The 24,309-nt window shown below is 65.2% G+C and carries 23 protein-coding genes; 8 read left to right on the forward strand and 15 right to left on the reverse strand.

What is annotated here, in order from left to right:
* Window positions 1-11 precede the first annotated feature (11 nt).
* Window positions 12-2,327, forward strand: a complete 2,316-nt coding sequence (gene parC, locus ACIPHN_RS16400; protein WP_400437787.1) for a DNA topoisomerase IV subunit A — start codon at window positions 12-14, stop codon at window positions 2,325-2,327.
* Window positions 2,328-2,410: 83 nt separating this feature from the next.
* On the opposite strand, the gene ACIPHN_RS16405 is transcribed toward parC, so the two are convergent.
* The 11 genes from ACIPHN_RS16405 to ACIPHN_RS16455 form a co-directional block, all read right to left on the reverse strand.
* Window positions 2,411-2,575: a hypothetical protein gene (locus tag ACIPHN_RS16405; protein WP_400437788.1), complete on the reverse strand. Its 165-nt coding sequence runs from the start codon at window positions 2,573-2,575 to the stop codon at window positions 2,411-2,413.
* A 41-nt stretch (window positions 2,576-2,616) separates the two neighbouring features.
* Entirely contained in the window at window positions 2,617-3,744 is a 1,128-nt protein-coding gene (locus ACIPHN_RS16410; protein ID WP_400437789.1) for an ABC transporter permease, read from the reverse strand.
* 1 nt (window position 3,745) lies between these two features.
* Window positions 3,746-6,511: a ribosome-associated ATPase/putative transporter RbbA gene (rbbA, locus tag ACIPHN_RS16415; protein ID WP_400437790.1), complete on the reverse strand. Its 2,766-nt coding sequence runs from the start codon at window positions 6,509-6,511 to the stop codon at window positions 3,746-3,748.
* Window positions 6,508-7,584 (reverse strand): HlyD family secretion protein, encoded by a 1,077-nt coding sequence (locus tag ACIPHN_RS16420; RefSeq protein WP_400437791.1) that lies wholly within the window; start codon window positions 7,582-7,584, stop codon window positions 6,508-6,510. Before ACIPHN_RS16420 ends, rbbA begins: the two co-directional genes overlap by 4 nt.
* A gap of 2 nt (window positions 7,585-7,586) precedes the next feature.
* Entirely contained in the window at window positions 7,587-9,026 is a 1,440-nt protein-coding gene (locus tag ACIPHN_RS16425) for an efflux transporter outer membrane subunit (protein ID WP_400437792.1), read from the reverse strand.
* 230 nt (window positions 9,027-9,256) lie between these two features.
* Window positions 9,257-10,564 carry a type II toxin-antitoxin system HipA family toxin gene (locus ACIPHN_RS16430; protein ID WP_400437793.1) on the reverse strand — a complete coding sequence of 436 codons (1,308 nt, stop codon included), beginning with the start codon at window positions 10,562-10,564 and terminating at the stop codon, window positions 9,257-9,259.
* Window positions 10,533-10,793, reverse strand: coding sequence for a helix-turn-helix transcriptional regulator (locus ACIPHN_RS16435; RefSeq protein WP_400437794.1), 261 nt, complete (start codon window positions 10,791-10,793; stop codon window positions 10,533-10,535). The genes ACIPHN_RS16430 and ACIPHN_RS16435 overlap by 32 nt, the downstream gene beginning before the upstream one ends.
* A 249-nt stretch (window positions 10,794-11,042) precedes the next feature.
* On the reverse strand, window positions 11,043-11,411 hold the full coding sequence (locus ACIPHN_RS16440; protein ID WP_400437795.1) for an Hpt domain-containing protein: 369 nt from the start codon (window positions 11,409-11,411) through the stop codon (window positions 11,043-11,045).
* Window positions 11,412-11,648: 237 nt separating this feature from the next.
* Window positions 11,649-12,104, reverse strand: coding sequence for an Hsp20 family protein (locus tag ACIPHN_RS16445; protein ID WP_400437796.1), 456 nt, complete (start codon window positions 12,102-12,104; stop codon window positions 11,649-11,651).
* Window positions 12,105-12,263: 159 nt separating this feature from the next.
* On the reverse strand, window positions 12,264-12,878 hold the full coding sequence (locus tag ACIPHN_RS16450; protein WP_400437797.1) for an FMN-dependent NADH-azoreductase: 615 nt from the start codon (window positions 12,876-12,878) through the stop codon (window positions 12,264-12,266).
* A complete protein-coding gene (locus ACIPHN_RS16455) occupies window positions 12,875-13,381 on the reverse strand; it encodes a GNAT family N-acetyltransferase (protein WP_400437798.1) in 507 nt (168 codons plus the stop codon). The genes ACIPHN_RS16450 and ACIPHN_RS16455 overlap by 4 nt, the downstream gene beginning before the upstream one ends.
* Window positions 13,382-13,475: 94 nt before the next feature.
* Between ACIPHN_RS16455 and ACIPHN_RS16460 the strand changes: the two genes are divergently transcribed.
* A complete protein-coding gene (locus tag ACIPHN_RS16460) occupies window positions 13,476-14,945 on the forward strand; it encodes a PLP-dependent aminotransferase family protein (RefSeq protein WP_400437799.1) in 1,470 nt (489 codons plus the stop codon).
* A 99-nt stretch (window positions 14,946-15,044) separates the two neighbouring features.
* Window positions 15,045-15,497, forward strand: coding sequence for a carboxymuconolactone decarboxylase family protein (locus tag ACIPHN_RS16465; RefSeq protein ID WP_400437800.1), 453 nt, complete (start codon window positions 15,045-15,047; stop codon window positions 15,495-15,497).
* 53 nt (window positions 15,498-15,550) lie between these two features.
* Here ACIPHN_RS16465 and ACIPHN_RS16470 read toward each other — a convergent pair whose 3' ends face one another.
* A complete protein-coding gene (locus ACIPHN_RS16470) occupies window positions 15,551-16,396 on the reverse strand; it encodes a LysR family transcriptional regulator (protein WP_400437801.1) in 846 nt (281 codons plus the stop codon).
* Window positions 16,397-16,549: 153 nt separating this feature from the next.
* Between ACIPHN_RS16470 and ACIPHN_RS16475 the strand changes: the two genes are divergently transcribed.
* A complete protein-coding gene (locus ACIPHN_RS16475; RefSeq protein WP_400437802.1) occupies window positions 16,550-16,933 on the forward strand; it encodes a tautomerase family protein in 384 nt (127 codons plus the stop codon).
* Here the strand turns inward: ACIPHN_RS16475 and ACIPHN_RS16480 are convergent.
* Together ACIPHN_RS16480 and ACIPHN_RS16485 are read right to left on the reverse strand one after the other, a co-directional pair.
* Entirely contained in the window at window positions 16,930-18,363 is a 1,434-nt protein-coding gene (locus ACIPHN_RS16480) for an FAD-binding oxidoreductase (RefSeq protein WP_400437803.1), read from the reverse strand. The genes ACIPHN_RS16475 and ACIPHN_RS16480 overlap by 4 nt on opposite strands.
* Window positions 18,364-18,402: 39 nt before the next feature.
* Window positions 18,403-19,218 (reverse strand): HpcH/HpaI aldolase/citrate lyase family protein, encoded by an 816-nt coding sequence (locus tag ACIPHN_RS16485; protein WP_400437804.1) that lies wholly within the window; start codon window positions 19,216-19,218, stop codon window positions 18,403-18,405.
* Window positions 19,219-19,378: 160 nt separating this feature from the next.
* Here ACIPHN_RS16485 and ACIPHN_RS16490 point away from each other — a divergent pair, with 160 nt between their 5' ends.
* The 4 genes from ACIPHN_RS16490 to ACIPHN_RS16505 all read left to right on the forward strand — a co-directional run bounded on the left by ACIPHN_RS16490 (window position 19,379) and on the right by ACIPHN_RS16505 (window position 23,872).
* Window positions 19,379-20,308: an NAD(P)-dependent oxidoreductase gene (locus tag ACIPHN_RS16490; RefSeq protein ID WP_400437805.1), complete on the forward strand. Its 930-nt coding sequence runs from the start codon at window positions 19,379-19,381 to the stop codon at window positions 20,306-20,308.
* Between the two features lie 43 nt (window positions 20,309-20,351).
* Window positions 20,352-21,059: a FadR/GntR family transcriptional regulator gene (locus ACIPHN_RS16495; RefSeq protein WP_400437806.1), complete on the forward strand. Its 708-nt coding sequence runs from the start codon at window positions 20,352-20,354 to the stop codon at window positions 21,057-21,059.
* 201 nt (window positions 21,060-21,260) lie between these two features.
* Window positions 21,261-22,616, forward strand: a complete 1,356-nt coding sequence (locus ACIPHN_RS16500; RefSeq protein WP_400437807.1) for an MFS transporter — start codon at window positions 21,261-21,263, stop codon at window positions 22,614-22,616.
* A gap of 125 nt (window positions 22,617-22,741) precedes the next feature.
* The gene (locus tag ACIPHN_RS16505) at window positions 22,742-23,872 is read left to right on the forward strand and encodes an MBL fold metallo-hydrolase (RefSeq protein WP_400437808.1); all 1,131 of its coding nucleotides are present in this window, start codon (window positions 22,742-22,744) and stop codon (window positions 23,870-23,872) included.
* 99 nt (window positions 23,873-23,971) lie between these two features.
* Here ACIPHN_RS16505 and ACIPHN_RS16510 read toward each other — a convergent pair whose 3' ends face one another.
* A complete protein-coding gene (locus ACIPHN_RS16510) occupies window positions 23,972-24,301 on the reverse strand; it encodes a DHCW motif cupin fold protein (protein ID WP_400437809.1) in 330 nt (109 codons plus the stop codon).
* Window positions 24,302-24,309: the final 8 nt, after the last annotated feature.

The following is a 24,309-nucleotide window of genomic DNA, read 5'->3' on the forward strand; positions in this document are numbered from 1 at the left end:
AAGACTGACCCATGACAGAACAAGCCAACCTCTTTGACCAGACACCATCGGCCCCGGACGGCGACACCCTGACGCTGTCCACCTTCGCCGAGCGCGCCTATCTCGACTACGCCATCTCGGTGGTCAAGGGCCGCGCCCTGCCCGACGTGGCCGACGGCCAGAAGCCGGTGCAGCGCCGCATCCTCTACGCGATGAACGAACTGTCGCTGAACTCGGCGGCCAAGCCGCGCAAGTCCGCCGCCGTGGTCGGCGACGTGCTGGGCAAGCTGCACCCGCACGGCGACCAGTCGGTCTACGACGCGCTGGTGCGCATGGCCCAGGACTTCTCGCTGCGCTATCCCCTGATCGACGGCCACGGCAACTTCGGCTCGCGCGATGGCGATGGCGCAGCGGCGATGCGCTACACCGAAGCCCGCCTGACGCCCATCAGCAAGCTGCTGCTCGACGAGATCGACATGGGCACCGTGGAGTTCCAGCCCAACTACGACGGTTCCACTGAAGAACCGCGCCTGCTGCCGGCGCGCCTGCCCTTCCTGCTGTTGAACGGCGCCTCCGGCATTGCTGTCGGCATGGCCACCGAAATCCCTTCGCACAACCTCACCGAAGTGGCCAAGGCGGCCGTGGCGATGATCCGCAATCCCAAGATCAGCCACGCCGAGCTGATGGAACTCATCCCCGGCCCCGACTTCCCCGGTGGCGGCCAGATCATCACCCCGAAGTCGACCATTGCCGAGATGTACCAGAGCGGCCGTGGCAGCCTGAAGGTGCGCGCCCGCTGGAAGATCGAAGACCTGGCACGCGGCCAGTGGCAGGCGGTCATCACCGAGCTGCCCCCGGGCGTGTCCTCGCAGCGCGTGCTGGAAGAAATCGAAGAACTGACCAACCCCAAGCTCAAGCTGGGCAAGAAGTCGCTCACCCCCGAGCAGCAAGCCCAGAAGGCCACCATCCTCGGCCTGCTCGACGCCGTGCGCGACGAATCCGGCCGTGAAGCGCCGGTGCGCCTGGTGTTCGAACCCAAGTCCAAGAACCAGGACCAGACCGAGTTCATGAACACGCTGCTGGCCCAGACCTCGCTGGAGACCGGTGCCTCGCTGAACCTGGTGATGATCGGCGGCGATGGCCGTCCGCGCCAGAAGAGCCTGACCGACATCCTCACCGAGTGGGTCAGCTTCCGCTTCGAGACCGTGACCCGCCGCACGCAATTCCGCATGCAGAAGGTCAACGACCGCATCCACATCCTGGAAGGCCGGGAAGCGGTGCTCTTGAACATCGACAAGGTCATCAAGATCATCCGCGAGTCGGACGAACCCAAGCCGGCCCTGATCGCCGCCTTCAAGCTCTCGGACCGCCAGGCCGAGGACATCCTGGAAATCCGCCTGCGCCAACTGGCGCGCCTGGAAGCCATCAAGATCCAGCAGGAGCTGGCCGAACTGCGCGGCGAAAAGACCACGCTGCAAGACCTGCTGGACAATCCGGCCTCGATGAAGAAGCTGGTCATCAAGGAAATCGAAGGCGACGCCAAGACCTACGGCGACGCCCGCCGCACCATCATCGAAGAAGCCGAGCGCGCCACCTTCGAGCAGAAGGTGATCGATGAACCGGTCACCGTCATCATCTCGCAGAAGGGCTGGGTGCGCGCCCGTACCGGTCACGGCCACGATGCCACGCAATTCACCTTCAAGGCCGGCGACAGCCTGTATGGCACCTTCGAATGCCGCACCGTGGACAACCTGCTGGCCTTCGGTTCCAACGGCCGGGTCTATACCATTGCCGTCAACGCCCTGCCCAATGCGCGCGGCGATGGCGTGCCTGTGACCACCCTGCTGGAACTGGCCAGCGGCAGCAGCATCCTGCACTACTTTGCCGGTCCGGCCGATACCACGCTGCTGCTGGCCTCCGACGGCGCCGCCGGCTTCATCGCCAAGGCCTCCGACATGTTCGGCCGGGTCAAGGGCGGCAAGAGCTTCTTCACGCTGGATGAAGGCGCCCTGCCGCTGGCGCCGCGTCCGGTGCCGGCTGATGCCAGCGCCGTGGCCTGCGTCTCGGGCAATAGCCGCTTGCTGGTGTTCGGCCTGGACGAGCTCAAGACCCTGTCCTCGGGTGGCCGTGGCGTGAACCTGATGGAGCTGGAAAAGAACGAGAAGCTGGTCGGCGCGCAAGCCATCAGCCAGAAGGGCGTGGTGGTCGAAGGCACCGGCAATGTCGGCAAGGCCAAGGAAATCGCCCTGTCGGCCGCTTCGCTGGGCGTGCACATCGGCAAGCGTGCACGCAAAGGCCGCGCGCTGGAATCGCGCATCAAGGTGACAGGATTGCGGGCGCAGGTTTAAGCCCCTCCATCCTGCCCCACGGTTACACCCAGCCCCCTGCCCTCAAGGCCGGGGGCATTTTTTTGCACGCTGTCCGGGCGGCCCTAGCCGATGGCAACCGACACCCGATACAGCAACACGCCCAGCAGGCCGAAAGCGCCCGCCAGCATGCAGTACGGCGCCCACTTGCGCGCGCGCATGCCGTAGCCGAACAGCAGCAGGCAGATGCTGATGGCAGGTATCAAGGCGGAAGGGCTGGTCAAGTCCATGATGCATACTCCCCGGTGGGTTGAAATTCACATGTGATCCATCACGCCATCTGGCTGATGGTCTTCCTGAAACGCGCCAGCGCCGCCGCAAACAGCACCGCGCCGATGGCGAAGATGGCCAGCAGCTGCGGCCACACCACCTCCAGGCCGGCGCCACGATAGAGGATGGCCTGGCCGGCCGCCACGAAATGCGTGGTCGGAGCCACCAGCATGATGTCCTGCACCAGCTGCGGCATGCTCTCGCGCGGGGTCGAGCCGCCCGAGAGCAATTGCAGCGGCAACAGCACCAGCACCACCAGCATGCCGAACTGCGGCATGGAGCGCGCCAGCGTGGCCATGAAGATGCCCATCGAGGTGGTGGCAAAGAGGTGCATGACAGTCACCAGCATGAACAGCGCCACCGAGCCCTGGATCGGCACCTGCAAGGCCAGCCGCACGATCAGCAGCAAGGCTCCCAGTGCCGCCAGCGCCACCACCAGGCCCATGGACCAGACCTTGGCCAGCATGATCTCGGCCGGCGTCACCGGCATGACCAGCAGGTGTTCGATGGTGCCGTGCTCGCGCTCGCGGATCAGCGCCGCCCCCGTCAGGATGATGGAGAGCATGGTGACGTTGTTGATGATTTCCATCAGCGAGCCGAACCAGGATTGCTCCAGGTTGGGATTGAAGCGCATGCGCAGGGCCAGGTTCACCGGCGAGGCCGCGCCCTGCTCGCTGCGGGCGAGGAACTGCGTCACCTCGGTGGTGATGATTTGCTGGATGTAGCCATTGCCGGTGAAGGCCTGGCTCATGCGGGTGGCATCGACATTGAGCTGCAGCGCCGGTGCGCGGCCGGCCAGCACATCGCGCTGGAAGTCGGCCGGGATGTCCAGGACGAAGGTGTAGTCGCCATCATCCATGCCGGCATCGGCCTGGGCGGCACTGACCAGACGGGGCGTGCGGAAATGCGGCGGATAGAAGGCCGCAGCAATGCGCGCCGACAACGGCGAGGCATCGTTGTCGACGATGGCGATGGCGGCATTGTGCAGGCTCTCCGGCATGGCGGTGGCAGCCACGTAGATCGACAGGGAGAAGGTATAGGCGATCAGCACCAGCATGGCCGGGTCACGCAGCAGGCTCCACAGTTCCTTGATGCCGAGGCGGTAGAGATTGGCCAGGAAGGCGCGCATGTCAGTGCTCCTGCTTCTTCAGCAACAACACCGACAGCCCCAGGATCACCGGCACCGCCGCCAGCAGCGGCCAGAACGACGCGCCCAGGTCCGCAAGCGTCAGGGCCTTGTTGAAGACGCCCCGGCTGATATCGAGGAAATGCGTGGCCGGATAGAGCTGGCCGATCACCGCCCCCGCCCCTTCCAGCGACGACACGGGGTTGAGCAGGCCGGCAAACTGCACGCAGGGAATGAGGGTGCCGATCATGGTCACGAACAGTGCCGCGATCTGGCTCTGGGTAAAGGTCGAGGCCAGCAGGCCGAAACCGGTCGAGCAGACGATGAACACCAGCGCCGCCCCTGACAGCGTGAGGAAGCTGCCCTTCAGGGGCACGTCGAACACCGTCACCGCCAGCAGTACCAGCAGCAGGAAGTTGAGCATGCCCAGCAACAGGTAGGGCAACTGCTTGCCCAACAGGAATTCGGTCCGCGTAACCGGCGTGACATAGAGGTTGAGGATGGAGCCCAACTCCTTCTCGCGCACCACCGACAGCGCCGTCAGCATGGCCGGGATCATCATCAGCAGCATCGGAATGATGGCCGGCACCATGGCCGGCAGGCTCTTCACATCCGGGTTGTAGCGATAGCGCGTCTCGATGGTGCTAGGACTGGCCAGGGTCTGGCCCAGGCGGTGGATGGCCATGTCGGCCAGCCACAGCTGGTGCATGCCCTGCACATAGCCGCGCACGGTCTCGGCGCGGGTCGGCATGGCGCCATCGACCCAGGCACCGATCTCCACCGGCTTGCCGCGCGCGATGTCGCGGGCAAAGCCGGGCGGGATCTCGATGGCCAGCGATATCTCGCCGCTGCGCATGCGCCGGTCCAGGTCCTGGTAATCGCTCAGGGGCGGCTTCTCGATGAAATAGCGCGAGCCCGACAGGTTCAGCGCATAGTTCTGGCTCAAGCCGGTCTGGTCCTGGTCGAGCACGGCGTAGCTGAGGTTTTCCACATCCAGGTTGATGCCATAGCCGATGATGAACATCAGGATGGCCGTACCCAGCAGGGCCAGCGTGGCCCGCACCGGATCGCGCCGCAACTCCAGGCTCTCGCGCTGGCTGTAGCTCAGGGCGCGACGCAGGCGGATGCCCAGGCCGCTGCTCCCGCCTGGCTTGGCAGCCAGGGCGGGCGACGCCGCCAGCGGTGCCTGGGGAGCGGCGTTATCAGACGACGACGCCTTGCCTGCGGCTTCTTCCAGATAGGCGATGAAGGCCTGCTCCAGCGTGGCCGCGCCGCGCTGGAGGATCAGTTCGTCCGGGGTGGCGCTGACCAGCACGCGCCCGGCATGCATGAGCGAGATGCGGTCGCAACGCTGCGCCTCGTTCATGAAATGGGTGGAGATGAAGATGGTCACATGGTCCCGGCGCGCCAGGTCGATCATCAGTTGCCAGAACATGTCGCGCGCGATCGGATCGACGCCGGAGGTCGGCTCGTCCAGGATCAGCAGTTCGGGCTTGTGCACCATCGCCACGGCCAGCGAGAGGCGCTGGCGTATGCCCAGCGGGAGGCTCTCGGGCAGGCTGTCGAGCACCTCCAGCAAACCGAAGCGCTGCGCCATCTCCTGCGTGCGCGCCGCGATCTCGCCCTCCGGCACGCGGTACAGGCGCGCATGCAGCACCAGGTTCTGGCGCACGCTCAGCTCGCCATACAGCGAAAACGCCTGCGACATGTAGCCCACGCGGGCGCGCGTGGCCATGTCGCGCGGATCAACCTCCCGCCCGAACAGCCAAGCCTGGCCCTCGGTGGCTTGCAGCAGGCCGGTGAGCATCTTCATGGTGGTCGACTTGCCGCAGCCGTTGGAGCCCAGGAAGCCGAAGATCTCGCCACGCCGGATACGGAAATCGACATGGTCGACCGCCACGAAATCACCGAAGCGCATCGTCAGGCCCCGCGCCTCGATGGCGATCTCCCCTGCCCCCTCCTCGGCCAGCGGCGTCACCTGGACCGCGTGATGGCCGCGACGCTTTTCCTCCGGCAGCAAGGCGATAAAGGCCTGTTCCAGCGATGCGGTGGCGGTGCGGCTATGCAGCTCGGCAGGCGTGCCGGTGGCCAGCACGCGGCCACCGTCCATGGCGACCAGCCAGTCGAAGCGGTCGGCCTCTTCCATGTAGGCCGTGGCGACGATGACACTCATGCCCGGCCGCTGCCGGCGGATGCGCTCGATCAGCTCCCAGAACTGCGCGCGCGAGAGCGGATCGACGCCGGTCGTGGGTTCATCCAGGATCAGCAGATCGGGATCGTGGATCAGGGCGCAGCACAGCCCCAGCTTCTGCTTCATGCCGCCCGAGAGCTTGCCGGCGGGGCGCGCCAAGAAAGCATCCAGGCCCGTACCCCGGGTCAGTTCGTCGATGCGGCGGCGACGCTCGGCGCCATCCTGCCCGAACAGGCGGGCGAAGAATTGCAGGTTTTCTTCTACCGACAGGGTGGGATAGAGATTCTTGCCCAGGCCCTGCGGCATGTAGGCGATGCGCGGGCAGGCCTGTTGGCGATGGCGGCGCTGCCGCATGTCGCCCGCCAGCACCGAGAGCTGCCCCTGCTGCAAGGCACGCGCGCCCGACACCAGCGACAGCAGGCTGGACTTGCCCACGCCATCGGGCCCGATCAGGCCCACCATGCGGCCGGCCGGGATATCCAGCGACACGGCATCCAGCGCCAGCGTGGCGCCGTAACGCAAGAACACCTGCTCCAGGCGCGCCACGCAAGAGTCGCCCGGGGCCGGGGGCAGAGTCATTGCGGGACCTTCACGGCCAATGCGTCAGGCCAGGGCCTGGCGGGATCGGTACGCACCCAGGCCACGCCCGGCAGGCCGGTCTTGACCAGCGTCAGGTGCTTTTGCAGCAGCGCCGGATCGATCTGCGCCTTGACGCGGAACATCAGCTTCTGGCGCTCGCTGGCCGTCTCCACCGTCTTGGGCGTGAACTGCGCGGTACTGGCCACGAAGGACAACCTGGCCGGGATCACATACTGGGGCGCCGCATCGAGCACGATGCGCGCCTCGCCGCCCAGGGCCAGCTTGCCCGCCGTGGCCTCGGGCACGAAGAAGGTCATGTAGACATCGCCCAGGTCCACCAGGTTGAGCACCTTGCCACCCGCCCCCAGCACCTCACCGGGCTGGGCGATGCGGTATTGCACGCGCCCGGCGCGCGGTGCGGCCAGGGCGCTGTCATCGATATCGACCTTGATGCGCTGGACCGTCGCCACTGCCGCCGTCACGGTCGAACGGGCGCCGCTGACCTGTGTGCGCGCCGCCACCACGGCAGCCTGGGCAGCCGTCACCTGGGCGCGCGATGCCGTCACTGCCGCCTCTGCGCCCAGCACGCGGGCGCGGTCGTCATCGAGCTCCTGTACCGACGAGGCGCCTTCCTTGACCAGCACTTCCGAACGCGACAGGCGCCGCCGCGCCGCATCCAGCTCACTCTCGCGCTGCGCGCTCTGGGCCAGGGCCGCCTGGTAGTCACTCTCGCGCACGGCCACCTGGGCCTCGGCACTGGCCACCGCCGACACCGACTGCTGCTGGCGTGCCTGGGCCTCATCGCGCTGCGCCTCCAGCGACAGCACCTGCATGCGCGCCAGGGTCTGGCCGGCACTCACGAAATCGCCCTCGTTGACCAGGATGGCCTCGACCCGTCCGGCCAGCTTGGTGGCGACATCGACCTCGGTGGCCTCGATGCGTCCATTGCCACTGGCAAAGCCCTCACCGGGACCGGTGTGATGCAGGTGCTGCCAGGCATAGGCCGCGCCGCCGGCGAGCAGCAAGACGAACGCGCCGACGATCCATTTCTTGTTATCGATGGAGAGAGTCATGATCATGAACCCGAACGAGGGAGGAACGGTGAAGCGGCCGTGGCAGCGTCACCCCCGAGTGCCGCATACAGGGCTACCGAGGAGGACAGCAAGGCGCGCCGGATCTGCACCAGTTGCTGCTGGGCCGAGAGCAGGTCGCGCTGGGCGTCGAGCACATCGAGGAAAGGCGCGGCGCCATTGTCATAGCGCAGCGCCGACAGGCGCGCCCGCTCGCCCTGCACGCGCACGGCGGTCTGCGCAATGGCCAGTTGCTCGGCCAGGCGCTGGCGCGCCGAGAGCGCATCGGCCACGTCGCGGAAGGCGCCCTGCACGGTCTTTTCATAACTGGCGACTGCGATATTGCGACGCACCTCGGCCAGGTCCAGATTGTTGCGCAAGCGCCCGGCGGTAAAGATCGGCAGCGAGATGCTGGGCGAGAAAGTCCAGGCGTGGCTGCCATCGCGGAACAGGCCGCTCAGTTCAGCGCTGGCGCTGCCCAGGTTGCCGGTCAGCGAAACGCTCGGGAAGAAGGCCGCGCGTGCCGCGCCGATATTGGCATTGGCGGCCATGAGCCGGTGCTCGGCCGCCGCCACATCGGGACGACGCACCAGCAGCAGCGCAGGCAGGCCCGGCTGCAGCGGCGCGAAGACCATGTCGAGTGCCGCACGCGCCTGCCCCACGGGCAGATCGAGGGGACTGCCGACCAGCAGGCTCAGGGCATTGAGACGCTGCTCGCGCTGCTGCTCCAGTTGTGCGCCCAGGGCCTGGGCTTGGGTGAGCAGGGTTTCGATCTGGGTCAGGTTCAGGCGCGATGTCGCACCCACCTCGACCCGGCGCGAGAAGATGCGGAAGCTCTCCTGCCGGCTGGCGATGGTTTCCTTTGCGATCGCCAGGCGCTCATCCAGTTCGGCCAGTTCCAGGTAGGCATCGGCGACCTGCCCCACCAGGCTCAAGGCCGCCGCACGCCGCGTGGCCTCGCTGGCGCGGGCGTTTTCCAGCGCGGCATCATCGAGGCTGCGCAAGCGGCCCCACAGATCGATCTCCCAGGTACTCAGGCCCAGGCCGGCCTGATAGGCGCTGCCGACCAGAGGCTTGCCGGTCAGGTTGAGATCGGCCGGCGTACGCGAACGGTCGACCCCGGCCTGGGCGCCGATGGTAGGGAACAGATCGGCGCGCTGGATACCGTAAAGGGCGCGCGCCTCCTCGACCCGCAAGGCCGCCACGCGCAGGTCGCGGTTGTTGGCAAGTGCCTGCGCGATCAGGGCTTGCAGGCGGGGATCGCTGAAGTAGTCACGCCAGGGCAAGGGCGCGGAGGCCTCCGCGTCGTCGGCTGAAGACGCCGGATAGTGCGTCGCCACCGGCGCGGCAGGCCGCTGGTAGTCCGGCGCCATCGACTGGCACGCCGCCAGCAACAAGGGCAAGGCGGCCAGGACGATACGTATTCTCGAAGAGGGATCGCACATCGTAGGCATCGGCAGAAGCGGGAAATGTGGAGACGAAGTTCGTCTTTTGTGTCCACATTATGAAGAGGCTTGTGGGGGCTGCCATTGATGTGCGTCAGGTTACTGACTGGTGGGTCGGTAATTTTTGGTGGGTGGGAGGGCGGTCGGGATGCGCGGAGTTATGCTCAGTTAGGGGATATTGCCGGCGGTACGGTGCATGCGCAGGTTTGACGGATGAATTCAATCTGCCATCAGTCCTGCCCCATATCGGTGTCTTCTGCAGGATGGGTGAGCCGTCGAATTGTCAAAGCGCAGCGCTGTTGGATCAAGACATTGATTTGCTCAAGCACGGCATGGCCGGCAAAACCTTTGTCGGGCGCTTGCTGAAGTGTTCGGGCGGCGACGGGCAAGGCCTTGGCGATTTCCAGAATGCGTCTCTTGACCTGTGCCCTGGAGAGGCCGGCACGTTCGGCGAACTGCTCCCAGTGCCGTGCCTGGACTTCGCTGAACTTGTACTTGCTGCCGATTTTCATCGCCATCTTGGAAGTGAGCGTCGGATACACCGCAGTCGCGAGCGTGTCGTAGAACGGTGCCAGAACGGGCGTCTTGCCTACATACAGCAGGGAGAAATTCTTGGCGTGCGCATCATGATTGCCGATCAGCGCATTGAAAATCACGTAGTCGACCAGTCGCAGGATATGCGGTGCACTGGGCCGCGTCGCAACGCGAACCAGGTCAAAGCACTGTCCCAGATCCGGGCCACCTTCGTTCTGGTACTTCATTTCCGGCACCACACCTGATGCCTGGCAAAAATCCTCCTGATGCAAGCGTTGTCGGCGCCCTTGGACATCAATCACCCGGTCGTAACGCTCCACCAGCAGAAACGAGCGCCCCGACACATGGTGAACTTTTGATTTCGCAGGCTTGAGCTGCATCGCCTCAGCCAAGGCCATGCAAAACCCTTCGTTGATCACGCTGTCCTCGACGGCGTGGATGGCAGGTTTCAGGATGTGCGAACTCGGCGTGCCATTGCGGGGCAGACCGATTCGGGCACCGTCGAAAACCACCGGCAGCTTGTCCTGGGCACCCGCCAACGAAAGCCGCAAGCCGTCTTTGCCAGCCAGCATGGGGCGCCGCGGCAATTCATCCAGGATCGCAACGACTTCATCGTCACTCAACCATTGAATGTCATCTTGGTGGTTTGGTGCAGGCAACGCCTGGCCCGGCTCAAGGAAAGTCACGGCGCCGGCGCATTCGCCGCCGATATGATCCAGCAAAGCAAAGTCGTTCTGACCAGATACCTGGAATTGCTGCGCAATCAGGCGGCGCATCTGCCCCTCAGGCAGCAGGCCCGCAAAGAATGGCCGCGCCTTTTTGTCATCGAACGGTTCAGCTTGCAGCGGCAGCGATGCAGACAAGGCAACGGCACCGGATTGTTTCAGCCAAGCGGAGGCATAGCAAAAACTCAGTCGGCCATCGACTAGCGCCAACGTGCCAACGTGATTGGCAAAAAGCCAGACCTCAAGCTCATGCGTCATCGTCGCCACCATCATATTCATCGTCGGCAGCCTGTGATGGCAATCCGTTCAACTGGATCTGCCCCCCCAGGGCGGCAATCACCCGCAACACGTTTTCCAGACGCACGGTGGGCTTGCCAACCTCAAGGTCGACAATGAAACGCACACCCACCCCCGCTGCCAGCGCCAACTGCGGCTGTGTCAGCCCGAGATGCTTGCGAGCGGCACGCAGTGCAAGACCTAATTGTTGAGGTGATTGAATGGATGCCATGATGTGATCAATTTCCCGTTCGGGAAATTATCGACCACAACGGATCTGTGTGCAAACAATATTTCCCGATCGGGAATGTTAAGCATGATCAGGGGGGAAGGATGACGATGAATTTCCCGATCGGGAAACAATAAGTGGCCATCTTCCTGGTCTGCCTTATGGAGTCAAATGCCTGCCTGCTTGCAGTGAGGTAGTTGCAGGGCCCTGACGCTGCAGCCCCGGATGAGAAGCTTGCTGCCGAAACGGCCCCTACTGCGCCACCCCCACCTGATCCACATAATGCCGGACCTCGGTGGAGACCGCATCAAACAGTGCCTGCAATTCCGCCAGGCGGGGCTGGGCGCTCTGCGGCGGTTCGGCGCGTGATTGGACTTCGATGGCCTTGAGCAGGTCGGTCAGCTCGGTCGCGCCGACCAGCGCCGTCATGCTCTTGAGGCTGTGTGATTCGCGCTTGACCTGCGCGGCTTCGTCGGCAAGGATGGCCGATTCCAGGCGTGCAAACGTGGCCGGGGCGCTCTTGGCAAAGGTGCCAAACATGTGCCGGCAAGCGGCAACATCCCCTCCCATGGCATCGAGCAAGGGCTCGGGGTTGATGTGCTGGTATCGGTTGTCGTTCACGTGTTTCTCCCTGTGGCCCGACGCAATATACTCAAATATTGCCTTCCTACCAATAGTTTTTGGGAATCTTCCCCCGGTTTGGCAATGATTTGCCCTGTTTTGCCGGGGTTCAGAAGACTTTCGAATGGATAGTAACGCAACCTGGCGGCAATTTGCCACGGCAGTGTCACCCGGCCACGGGCAAAAAAAATGCCGCCCGCAAAGCGGGCGGCATGTTCCGGGAGGGCCGATGCGGGATCAGGCGGCGACGCGTTCCAGACGCTGGACGTTGTCTTCGCTGGCGCCGATCTCGATCTTGCGCGGCTTCAGTGCCTCGGGGATTTCACGCACCAGTTCGATGTTGAGCAAGCCATTTTCCAGGCTGGCACCGACCACCTTGATGTGGTTGGCCAACTGGAAGCGCTGCTCGAAGTCGCGTGCGGCGATGCCACGGTGCAGGAAGTTGACCTGCTTGTCTTCCTTCTGCTTGCGGCCGGTGATCTTCAGGGTTTCGTTCTCGGTCTCGATGTCGATCTCGCTGCGGGCAAAGCCGGCGACGGCCATCGTGATCCGGTATTTGTCTTCGGCCACCAGTTCGATGTTGTACGGCGGGTAGCTGGGCTGATCGGTGCGCTGGGCATTGTCGAACATCTGGGCCAGGCGATCGAAACCGATGGCGCTGCGGTACAGGGGCGAGAGATCAAAAGTACGCATAAAAATATCCTTTCAGTTAAGCGATGTTTTCGTCGCAGACCTCACCATCGAGCATCTGCTGGTACCGATCTAGGGATGCATTTTTGGCTTTTCAAGGGATTATTTTCAAAAAAAAATCAGGATGCACGCATCCCGATTTCTTCTTGTAACAAGCCGGCTTCAGGCCCTTGAAAATTCGCCATCCAGCTCCATCGCGATACGCTCGCGCTCGGCCCGTACCGCGGCCCCGCCAGCGGCCAGGCCCTCCATGCTGTAGAAGCGCAGATCATGCAGACCGATGGTGGCCAAGGCCACCTTCAGGTAAGGCGTGAGGAAATCCGGCTGGCGTGCCGTCGTGCCGCTAAAGCGCCCACCGGAGACGATGCCGACATAGACCGGCCGGTCACGCAGCAAACCGACCTTGCCATCGGGCGTGATGGCAAAGCTGCGCCGCACACGTACCACATGGTCGATCCAGGCCTTCAGGGTCGAGGGCAGCGTGTAGTTGTGCATGGGCGTGCCGATGACCACGACGTCGGCTGCGTCCAGTTCGGCGATCAACTGGTCCGACAGGGCCAGCGTGCCGGCAGTCTGGTCTTCATCGACAGCCACGGGCGAACCCAGCGCCTGGGCATAGGCGGCGTCGACGTGGGGAATGGCATCGCCATGCAGGTCGCGCACGCTGATGCGGGCATGGCCGCTGTGCGCCGCCAGGCGGGCGACGATCTGTTGCGACAGCCACCATGCATTGGAACCCTGCTGGCGCGGACTGGCTTGCAGATGCAGGATCTTCATGCGGCACCTCCCGTGGGGCCGACGATGGGCTTGCCGAAGCGCAGCGCCCCGGTCAGCAGGCCCTGGCGGAAATAGAAGCGCTGCGCCAGCGCATTGGCCATGCCTGTATCGAGCACCAGACGCACGCAACCGGCCTGCAGCGCGACATCGTCAAGCGCCTTGAGCAGGCGCTCGCCCCAGCGCTTGCCGCGCTGGCCAGTGGCCGAGACCAGGTCGTCAACGTAGAGGAACTTGCCATACACCAGGTTCTCCTGGAAACGATAGCCGGCCAGGGCCACGACCTGGTCGTCATCCCACGCGGCCAGGATGCGGTAATCCTGCCGGATCTGACGGCCGATGCGCTCGATGAACTCGTCTTCGCTCTTCAGGTGGGGACGCAACTCGTGCATGGCGGCAAAGCAGGCGCGCTGCTCGACCTCGGTATCGGCATGGCGCAGGGCGGCGTCCTCGATGCGCCAATCGGCGGACCAGGCGCCGGGGCTGGTGTGGGCTGGATGATGCATGACTCTCCGTGGATATGATGCGTTCGAAAGAGCATCATGCTAAAGCGCCGATGGCATAATCAGGAGATCCAAGAAATGAGATTCCGACTAGGCCATGACCTCATCTTCCAGCGCCACCGCCCCCGCCTTCCTGAGCCTCAACACCGGCAGCGATGAGCCCTTCTATCGCCAGATCTATCATCGCCTGCGCAGCGCCGTGGCCGACGGCTTGCTGCATCCCGGGGACCGCATCCCCTCGGCGCGCGCCCTGGCCGTGGAGCTGGGCCTGGCGCGTGGCACGGTGGAGAGCGCCTATTCGCTGCTGGCCGCCGAAGGCTATATCGAGGCGCGCGGACAGGCCGGCACCGTCGTGGCCGCCGGCTTGCAGTCCCGGCCGCCAGGCCAGCCGGCCACCGGAAGCACTGCCGCGCCACGCCCACGCCAGCGCGCCCGGACGATCGATGACACCCTGGCCCAGTCGCACGGCCCACGCCCCTTCCAGATGGGCATCCCGGCACTGGATGCGTTTCCGCGCAAGCTGTGGGCGCGCCTGGGCGCGCGCGTCGTGCGTGCCACCCAGCCGGCCGACATGCTCTACCCGCCCATCGCAGGACTGGCGCGGCTGCGGGCCGAGATTGCCCGTTATCTGCAGGTCTCGCGCGGGCTGGCATGCCGGCCCGAGCAGGTCTTCATCACGGCGGGCTATCGCGATTCGCTGCATCTGGTCTCGCGCGCCCTGTTGCAGGCGGGCGATACGGTATGGGTAGAAGATCCCGGCTATCCACCGACCGCTGCCCAGCTGCGCGAGGCGGGCATGCAACTGGTCGGCGTACCGGTCGATGAAGATGGCCTGCAGGTGGCCAAGGGTCTGCAACTGGCGCCCCATGCGCGCGCGGCCGTGGTCACGCCGGCGCACCAGAGCCCGGGCTGCATGGCGCTGTCGCTGCAGCGACGCCTGGCCCTGCTGGACTGGGCGGCACGCCAGCAGGCCTGGATCGTGGAAGACGACTATGACGGCGAATACCGCTACGTGAGCCGCCCGTTGCCGGCCCTCAAGAGCCTGGACCGGGACGATCGGGTGCTCTATGCCGGCACCTTCAGCAAGGTGCTGTTCCCGGCGATCCGGCTGGCCTACCTGGTGGTGCCGCTGGCCCAGGTGGAGCGCTTCGAGCAGACGGCGCGGCTGTTCGCCAGTGGCAGCCCTGCCCTCACCCAGCACATCGTCGCCGACTTCCTGGCCGAAGGCCATTTCGCCCGGCATATCCAGCGCATGCGCCGCCTCTATGGCGAGCGCCGCGAACTGGCCAGCGCCGGCCTGGAGGCTGTGCTGCGTCCGCATCTGCAGGTGCAGTCGCCCCCCGGGGGCATGCATCTGCTGCTGCGCCTGCAGGGCCGTCGTTCCGATCACGCCCTGGCCGAGAAGATGCGCCAGGATGGCATGTTCAGCCGTGCCCTGTCCGAATGCCTGCTGGCCCCGCGCCCGGGCGTGCCACCCATGCTCATGCTCAGCTTCACCAATATCGAGAGCCAGACGCGTGCGCAGGAACTGGGCAAACGCATCCTGGCACTGCTGGAGCGGGAATGACATGGCCTAGTTAAAATCACCATTCTTGGTACTTATCGACTGGTCCATAGCGGAGCATCATGGTGCTGCCCTTCCACCATCACCAGGAAAGAATCCGCCATGAGCCACCGCATCGATATCTACAAGAACGCCACCGAACCCTACAACGGCCTCCTGGCCATCAACGCCCACCTGAAGAAGTCCGTGCTGCCCGCCGACCTGGTGGAACTGGTCTTTTTGCGGGTGTCGCTCATCAATGGCTGCGCCTATTGCATCGACAAGCATTCGCGCGACCTCATCAAGAGCGGCATGAGCATCGACAAGCTGCTGCTGGTACCGGTCTGGTACGAAGCCGGCGCGCTGTTCACGCCGCGCGAGAAGGCGGCACTGGCCTGGTCCGAAGTGGTGACCCGCATCGGCGAAACGACCGCTCCGGACGCCGACTACGCGGCGGTGACCAGTCATTTCAACCCAGCCGAATATGCCGAGCTGACCATGGCGATCGCCCTGATGAACGCCATGAACCGACTGGCCATCTCAGGCCGCATGACGCCGCAGGCGGCACTCCAATAAGCCGCAGACGGCACGCCAGTAAGCCGCAGGCAGCGCGCCAGCAAGTCGCGCATTCAGGCGGCTTTCAGGGCCGCCACCAGGGTGCGCAGCGAGGCCCGCGTGCGGGCTTCCTTGAGGCGGCTGTGCAGCATCACCTGGGCCAGCGGCAGCGCCGGCAAACCCAGCCGCACACCGACATCGACGCTGCCGGCGGGGGCGCTGCGATAGAGCAGCGCCGAGACCGCCAGGCCCGCGCTGACCGCCGCCCCCACGGCCAGGATGCCGCCGCCGACGAAGACCTCGCACCAGGGAATGCCGACCTCGTCGAGCCGCCGCACCGCCAGTTCGCGGATGCGGCAAGCCGAGGAAAAGGTCGCCACCCGCAAGGCCGAACCAGCCCAGCATTGCGCATCGGGCTGGGCGAACCAGCCCAGGCGCTCTTCCATGACCAGCTCCCCGCCCTGGTCCTGCGGCTCGCGGCGCACGATGACGGCGTCCAGTTCGCCCCGCTCGTACTGCGGCATCAGGTCGCCCGACGAGCCCACCCGCACCTCCACCACCACCCCCGGATCGTAGTCATGCACCTGGGACAGCACGCGCGGCAAGCCGGCACCGGCCACATGGTCGCTGATCCCCACCGAAAACCGCACCGGCCCCTGGTCCAGCCGGTCCAGGGCGCGTTCATGGGCGGCCAGCAGGTCGCGCGCGGCCGGTAGGAATTGCTGGCCCTCGGCCGAGAGCCGCACCTGGCGCGGAGTGCGCTCCAGCAGGCGACGGCCGAGCCGCTGCTCCAGCTTCTTCAACTTGAGGCTGATGGCAGACTGGGTGCTGTCCAGCGCCTCGGCGGCGCGGGTGAAACTCTGCAGGTCGGCTGCCAGCACGAAGGCTTGTACGGCATCGAGATCGAGCGGTCTTTCCATGGGGCTCTCCGGTACGGGGAATACTCAATGATTCGAATTCTTAATGATTGAAATCATCAATGAGTTATTTTTCGAATCCATGAGCGAGGGTAGCATGCTTCACATCGGCTTGCATCACCGCCGCCAACCCGCTTCCACTTCAAGGAGAACATCATGCCCCTGGTCCGAGTATCCCTGCTGCGCGGCAAGCCCCGCGCCTACCGTGCCGCCATCCTGGACAACATCTACCAGGCCCTGCGCGAGCGTTTCAATGTGCCCGAGGAAGACCGCTTCATGGTGCTCACCGAGCACGATGCCGAGGAGCTGGTCTTCAGCCGCAGCTACATGGGCATCGCCCGTTCGGATGACTTCGTGCTGATCCAGCTGACCGTCAGCAATACCCGCACGCAGGAACAGAAGAATGCGCTCTTTGCGCGCATCGTCGAACGCTTGCAGGCCGATCCGGGCATCCGGCCGGAAGACGTGATGATCAGCCTGGTCGAAGGCGACAAGGGCAACTGGTCCTTCGGCCATGGGCTGGCCCAGTACGTGCTCTAGAGCAGCTTGCCCGGGTTCATCGATGCAGCCGGATCGATGGCCTGGCGCAGGCGCCGCATCAGTTCCAGTTCGAGCGGCGGGCGCAGTCTTTCCAGCTCGCCCTTGAGGACGTAGCCCACCCCGTGTTCGGCGCTGAAGGTGCCGCCCAGGGCCACGGCTTCGTCATGGACGACGGCGCGCACGGTATCGGCGATGTCCGGCAGGTGCCGGATCCGCGCCCAGTCCTCGAAGGAGAAGCGCGGAATGAAGTGCACATTGCCATCGCCCATGTGCGCCACCAGGATGATGCTCAATTCCGGCCAGCGTGCCAGGACCGCCCGGGTGGCCTTGTCGATGAACGCGGGCAGCACCTTGATGGGCACGGCCACGTCGGTCGACAAGCCCATGCCGGCGGCACGATTGGCCTCCGAGATGCCATGCCGGATGAACCAGAAGGCAGCGCGCTGGGCTTCATTGGCGGCGATGGCCGCATCGCGCAACCGCCCTGCCTCGGCCAGGCCGGACAGCACGTCTTCCAGCAAGCCGTTGAGATCGGCGCGGGCGTAGGTGTCGCTCAGCTCCAGCAGCACCGCATACGGCGCATCCGGGTCGGTGGGGATGCGCACATCGTCATAGTGCGCCACCACCGTCTGCAGCTGCGCACGGTTGAGCAGCTCGTAGGCCGTGATACGTTCTCCGGCCTGCCCCTGCAGGGCGACCAGCGCCGCCAGCGCATCCTCCACCGAATCAAAGCTCAGCCAGGCGGCGGCACTGACCGCCGGGCGCGGATGCAATCGCAATGCCACGCCAGTGACGATGCCCAGGGTGCCTTCGGCGCCGATGAAGAGATGCTTGAGCGCATAACCGGCATTGTCCTTGCGCAGCGTGCGCAAGCCCTCCCAGATGCGGCCGTCGGGCAGCACCACTTCCAGCCCCAGTACCTGTTCGCGGGTATTGCCGTACTTGAGCACGCCGGTGCCGCCCGCATTGGTGGAGACATTGCCGCCGATCTGGCAGGAGCCCTGGGCGCCGAAGGTGACGCCATAGAGCCGGCCATGGTCGGCGGCGACTTGCTGGAGATTCTCCAGGATGCAACCGGCATCGGCGATCAGGGTATTGCCGACGGTGTCGATCTCGCGCACGCGGTTCATGCGGCGCAGGCTCACGATGACCGGGGCGCTGCCCTCGGCGCGTTGCGCATTCACTGGCGTGGCGCCACCGACCAGGCCGGTATGGCCGCCCTGCGGCAAGACCTTCACGCCCGCCGCGGCGCAGGCACGCACCACGGCGCTGACTTCCTGCGTACTGGCCGGGGACACCACGGCCAGCACTTCACCGCGATAACGTCCGCGCCAATCCTGGACATAGGGTTCGATATCGGCCGCCGCGGTCATGACGTGGGCCTGGCCCACGCATTGCCGCAGGCTGGCCAGCAACTGCTCTGTGCTCATGCTGTCCTTGCTCACTGCTCCCCCTCTCTCGATCAAGCCCTAGTACGCCGCAGCGTTGCCGTCCGCGCCGGTGGCGGCCGGGTCGCGCTGCGCGAATTCCTTGAGTTCCCTGAACAAGGCCTGCTGCGCAGCGACGATCATGCGGCTGTCGCTGGAGACCGTCAGCGCCGAGAACTGGCGCGACCGCATGAAGTTGGCATGTTCGGCACTGGAGCAATGCATGAAGGTGAACTTGCCGGCCCGGGTGGCGGCGGCGTGGATCCTGTCGATGGCCGCCAGCACCTCGGGATGGCGCTGGTCGGCCACCGGATCGAAGCCCAGCGACAGCGTCAGGTCGGCCGGGCCGATGTAGACGCCATTGAGTTCGGGCACGGCGACGATCTCGTCGATGTTCTGCAAGGCGCGCGTGGTCTCTATCATCACCAGGGTCAGCACGGTCTGGTTGGCGTGCTTGTAGTAGTCGGCCGTGCCGGCATACAGCGGCGCGCGGGTCGGGCCGAAGCTGCGGCTGCCCTGCGGCGCGTAACGACACAGTTCGACGAACTGGCGGCATTCCTCGGCGCTGTTGATCATGGGGCAGATCACGCCATAGGCGCCGGCATCGAGCACGCGCTGGATGATGCCCGGTTCCAGCCACGGCACCCGCACCACCGGCGTGACGCTGGTGGTGGAGATCGCCCGCAGCATCTCCACCACGGTGGCAAAGTCGGCCAGCCCATGCTGCATGTCGATGGTGATCGAGTCCCAGGGCTGGTGCGCCATCGTTTCCACGATGGCCGTGCTCCCCAGGGTCACCCAGCCATTCAGGGCCGGGGCTGCGGTGTTCATGACGTCGGCAAGTCGGTTCTTCTTCAAGTGTCTCTCCTGGTTCAGCAACATGGGGCGGCAACATCAGCGATGGCGGCGAGGGCGATGATGTCGGGCATATCGACATCATCGCTCAAGTTCGCCTTGCTAAAGTCTTATGATGAGTATAACATCATAACTCAATGCCACCATATCGGAGAAAGCAAGGATGACCCGCGCCACGCAACAAGGCCTGACCGTTGGCTTTATCGGACTGGGCATGATGGGCTCCGGCCTGGCGACCCATGCGCAACGCGCGGGACATGCCGTGCGCCTGCTGGTACGCCACGAGGGCGACCGCGAACGTTGCCAGGCGCTGATCGACCAGGGCGCCCTGTGCGGCAACACCATCGCCGATGTCGCCAGCGGCGCCGACGTGGTGGTGCTGTGTGTGACCGGTTCGCCCCAGGTCGAGGAGATCGTCTTCGGCGAGCAAGGCTTGCTGGGCCGGGGCCGGCTCAAGGCGGGCGCCATCGTGGTCGACTGCTCGACCTCCCTGCCCGAGTCGAGCCACCGCATCGCCCAGGCCATGGCGGCCATCGGCTGTCACTTCATCGACGCCGCCATGACCGGCACGCCCAAGGAAGCGGCCGAAGGCCGGGTCAACCTGCTGGTCGGCGGCGAGACCGCCGTGATCGATCTGGCCCGCTCGGTACTGGAAAGCTTCTCCGGAAATATTTATCATTGCGGCCCGACAGGTGCGGGCCACACCATCAAGTTGCTGCACCAGTTCGTGGTGCTGTCCAATGCGGCGGTGCTGTCGGAAGCCTTTTCCTGCGCCACCAAGGCCGGCGTGGACATGCACACGCTGTGCCAGGTGATCGGCTCGGGCGGCGCCAACAGCACCGCTTTCCAGCGCCTGCAAGCCTTCGTGCTGGAGGGGCGCGACGAGTTGTTCCGCTTCACGCTGGGCAATGCGCTCAAGGACATGGACTACTACACCCGCATGACCGGCAACCTGCGCGCGGTGGCGCCCATTGCCGGTACGGTGCTGTCGTCCTATACCATGGCCAACAACCTCGGCGACGGCAGCGCCTTCGTGCCGCGCTTGCTACACTGCATCGACCAGCTCAACGACGTCGCTTCCAGGCCGTCCTGAGCGGGACGACCCCGATCAACCGCATTGCTGAACCGACGCCTCCATGTTCGACCTGACCGACAACCAAGACACGCTGCGCAAGACCACGCTGACGGACATGCTGATCCAGGCCATGACCAAGGCCATCGTGAATGGCGAATTCCAGGCCGGCGAAAAACTGCCGCCGGGGCCGGCCCTGGCCAAGCGCTTCGGGGTGAGCCTGATGGTGGTGCGTGAAGCCATCTCGTCGCTGCGCAACGAAGGCCTGGTGGAAACCCGGCACGGCTCCGGCGCCTACGTCGCCAGCAGCGCCCGCGCCCGCCCCTTCCGCATCGAGACGGCGCACGCGCCGCAGGAAGCGACCAGCGCCGAGCAGATCTTCGAGTTGCGCTCGGGCGTTGAAATCCGCGCTGCCGAACTGGCGGCACGACGTGGCAGCGATGCCCAGATGGCCGCCATCAGCGCCGCCTACGACGCCATGCGCAACGAACTGGCGGCCGGTGGCGATGGTGTCGAGACCGACATGGTGTTCCACCGCCGCATCGCCGAGGCGGCCGGCAACGGGCTGTTCGTGTCCTTCCTCGATTTTCTCGGGGCCAACATCCGCGACACCATCAAGCAATCACGCGATGCCGCCCAGTGGGCGGCCCAGCAAGCCGAGGTGATGCAGGAACATGCGGCGCTGCGCGATGCGATCTGCCGCCGCGACGTAGCCGCCGCGCGCGAGGCGGCCTACACCCACATGAACAATTGCCTGCTGCGTTGCCATTGACCCCAACCAGCCAACCAAGACCAGAGATACGCTAGCGTCGCCCTGAGCGACACCCCTCCCTCGACAGAAAAAGAACATGGCAGCCCCAGGCCGCCCGGGGAGAACTCACGCCTGTTTTTTGCCGTGACGCGGACGCGCCACGGTGCATGGACATCGAGACAGTGCCGGCCATCCACCCGGCCCAACCCTGGAGGAGACAATATGGATAGCAACAAGAGCGCATCAGCGGAGTCAACGGCCGATGCCATCGGCAGCAGCACCATCCGGAAGATTTCATGGCGCATCCTGCCCGTGATCGTGATGATGTATTTCGTCGCCTACATCGACCGTACCAACGTCAGCTTTGCCGCCATCGGCATGAACCGCGACCTGGGCTTCACCTCCTACCTGTATGGCTGGGGCGCGGGCATCTTCTACCTGGGCTACATCCTCTTCGAAGTGCCCAGCAACGTCTTCATGCTGCGCACCGGGGTACGCTTGTGGAATGTACGCATCCTGGTCAGCTGGGCCGTGCTGGCAGCAGCCATGGCCTTCGTCTCCGGACCGACCAGCTTCATCGTGATGCGCTTCCTGATGGGCGTGGCCGAGGCTGGCTTCTTCCCGGGCATGATCCTGTATTTCACGTTCTGGTTTCCGGCGCGCTACCGGGCCCGGGTGATCGCCGTGCTGTACCTGGCCGTGCCGGGTTCCAATGCCGTGGCCGCAGCCTTGTCCTCGGCCATCCTCAAGCTCGATGGCTGGCTGGGCATCGCCGGCTGGAAGTGGATCTTCCTGTGCGAAGGCTTGCCTGCGCTGGTCATGGCGGTACTGGTGTTCTACGTGTTCGTCGACCGCCCGGCGGATGCGCGCTGGCTCAGCGACGCGCAAAAGGTGTGGCTGCAGCGCACCCTGGCCGAGGAGGCCGGCAAGAAGGAGGTAGTCGCCGGCAGTGGCTCGGTCTGGGCCACCATGGTCAATCCGCGCGTGCTGGCACTGTCGGCCATCAGCTTTACCATCATCACGGCCACGCTGGGGGTGACCTACTTCCTGCCGCTGATCATCAAGTCCATGGGCTATAGCGATGCGGCCACCGGCTATGCCACCGCCATCCCCTATGTGGTGGGGACGGTGGGCATGTTCCTGTTCGGCCTGTCGTCGGATCGCAATAACGAACGCAAGTGGCACTTCATCGCCGCCGCAGTGCTGGCCGCGGGCGGCCTGATCGCCTCGGGCTGGCTGCTGGGATCGGCCTGGGCGCTGGTGGCCATGTGCGTGGCGACCATCGGCATCTATGGCGCCAAGCCAGCCTTCTGGTCGATGCCGTCGGATTACCTCAGTGGCACGGCCGCCGCAGCCGGTATCGCCCTGGTCAATTCGGTCGGCAACCTGGGCGGCTTTGTCGGGCCTTACATCGTCGGCTGGCTCAAGCAGACCTCGTCCAGCTATGAGCCGGGATTGTATTTCCTGGCCGGCAGTGCGGCGCTGGCGGGCTTGCTGACCCTGCTGTCGATCCCCGGTGGCCGCCGCCGCGCGCCCACGCCGGTGGCGACGGGCCAGTTCAACGACAGCCGGGCCTGATATCGGCGGGGGCTGTGAGGGGCTGTGAGGGGTTGGGACGGGATGGCGCGACGGGGCCGCCGCATAGCTGCTAGGATAACGCCCAACCCATCATCGAATGCGCGGGTCGCTCCCGCGCTTTTTTCATGCCCACAGCGACTTCCCGCCCCCGCCCACCATGGCGCCCGCTGGTCCGCCTGGCCGCCCTGGTGCTGCTGGGGAGCGTGCTTGCGGCCTGCTCCTCGTCCAGCAAGTATTACGATCCGCTCAAGTCCAACCGGACCGAGACCGGTTTTCGCAACAACTATCCCCAGCCTGAACGGGCTTCCTTCTGGAAATGGCAATGGGAGCGCCTGACTCAGGGCCTGCCCAAGCCGCCCGCCAACGACTACCGGTTTCCCGTGGTCAAGCCCGACCTGGCCTGGCTCAAGTCCAACCAGACCCGGCCCAGCGTGACCTGGATAGGCCACGCCACGGCGCTGATCCAGCTGGGCGGCAAGAACGTGCTGACCGATCCGATGTTCTCGGAGCGCGCCTCGCCCTTCTCCTTCCTCGGTCCGCGCCGCATGGTGCCGCTGCCGGTGCAGATCGCCGAGTTGCCGCACATCGACCTGGTGGTGATCTCGCACAACCACTACGACCATCTTGACCGGGCCAGCGTCGAACAGCTCAACCTGCAAGCAGGCGGGCCGCCGCTGTTCCTGGTGCCGCTGGGCCTGCGCGACTGGTTCGCTGACCTGGGCATCACCAATGTGCGGGAGATGGACTGGTGGGACAAGACCTCGCTGGAGAACCTCGATATCTACTTCGTCCCGGCGGCCCACTGGTCGGCACGCGGCCTGTTCGACCGTTCCGAGACGCTGTGGGGTGGCTGGGTACTGCAAAGCGTGCAGATGGCGCCCGGCAACGACAGCCCGGCAGCCGCGCAGGCCGAGCCCTTCTCGGTCTACTTCGCCGGCGACACCGGTTACTCGAAGGATTTCCGCGATATCGGCGAGCGCTTCGGACGCTTCGACCTGGCCCTGATCCCCATTGGCGCCTACGCCCCGCGCTGGTTCATGCAGAATCAGCACGTCGATCCGGCGCAGGCGGTGCTGATCCACGAGGATGTGCGTGCCAAGCGCTCCATCGGCATCCATTGGGGGACCTTCGAACTGGCCGACGAAGCGCTGGACGAGCCACCCCAGGAACTGGCCCGGGCCCTGCGCGAAGCCAGGTTGCCAGCGGATCAGTTCATCACCCTCAAGCATGGCCAAACGCTGAAGCTGGACGAGTAGGTCCGCCGTCGCGCCATCCATGATGGGCAAAGGCCCGCATCGTTGCCGATGCGGGCCTTTGTCATGGGTGCGGATCCCTGCGGCGGCGAAGCCGCTACCTCAATCGACGATGAACAGCTTCGCCCCCACCGCGGTGGATGAGCGATGCGGCTCGGCATCGTCGGCCACCTGGTAGCTCATGCCCGGCTTGAGGACGAACTGGCGGCCGTCTTCCAGTTCGGTGTGCAGCTCACCCTCCAGGCACAGCAGGATATGCCCCTTCACGCACCAGTGGTCGGCCAGGTAGCCCGGCGTGTACTCGACCATGCGCACGCGCAGGTCGCCGAACTTGCAGGTGCGCCAGAAGGCGCGGCCGGTGATACCCGGATGCTCGGTGGGTTCGACCTGGCTCCAGTCGGTGGTGCCGAAGGGCAGATTGGCGATCTTCATCGATGTCT

Source organism: Herbaspirillum sp. NPDC087042 (assembly GCF_044745245.1).
Classification (GTDB): Bacteria; Pseudomonadota; Gammaproteobacteria; order Burkholderiales; family Burkholderiaceae_D; genus Herbaspirillum.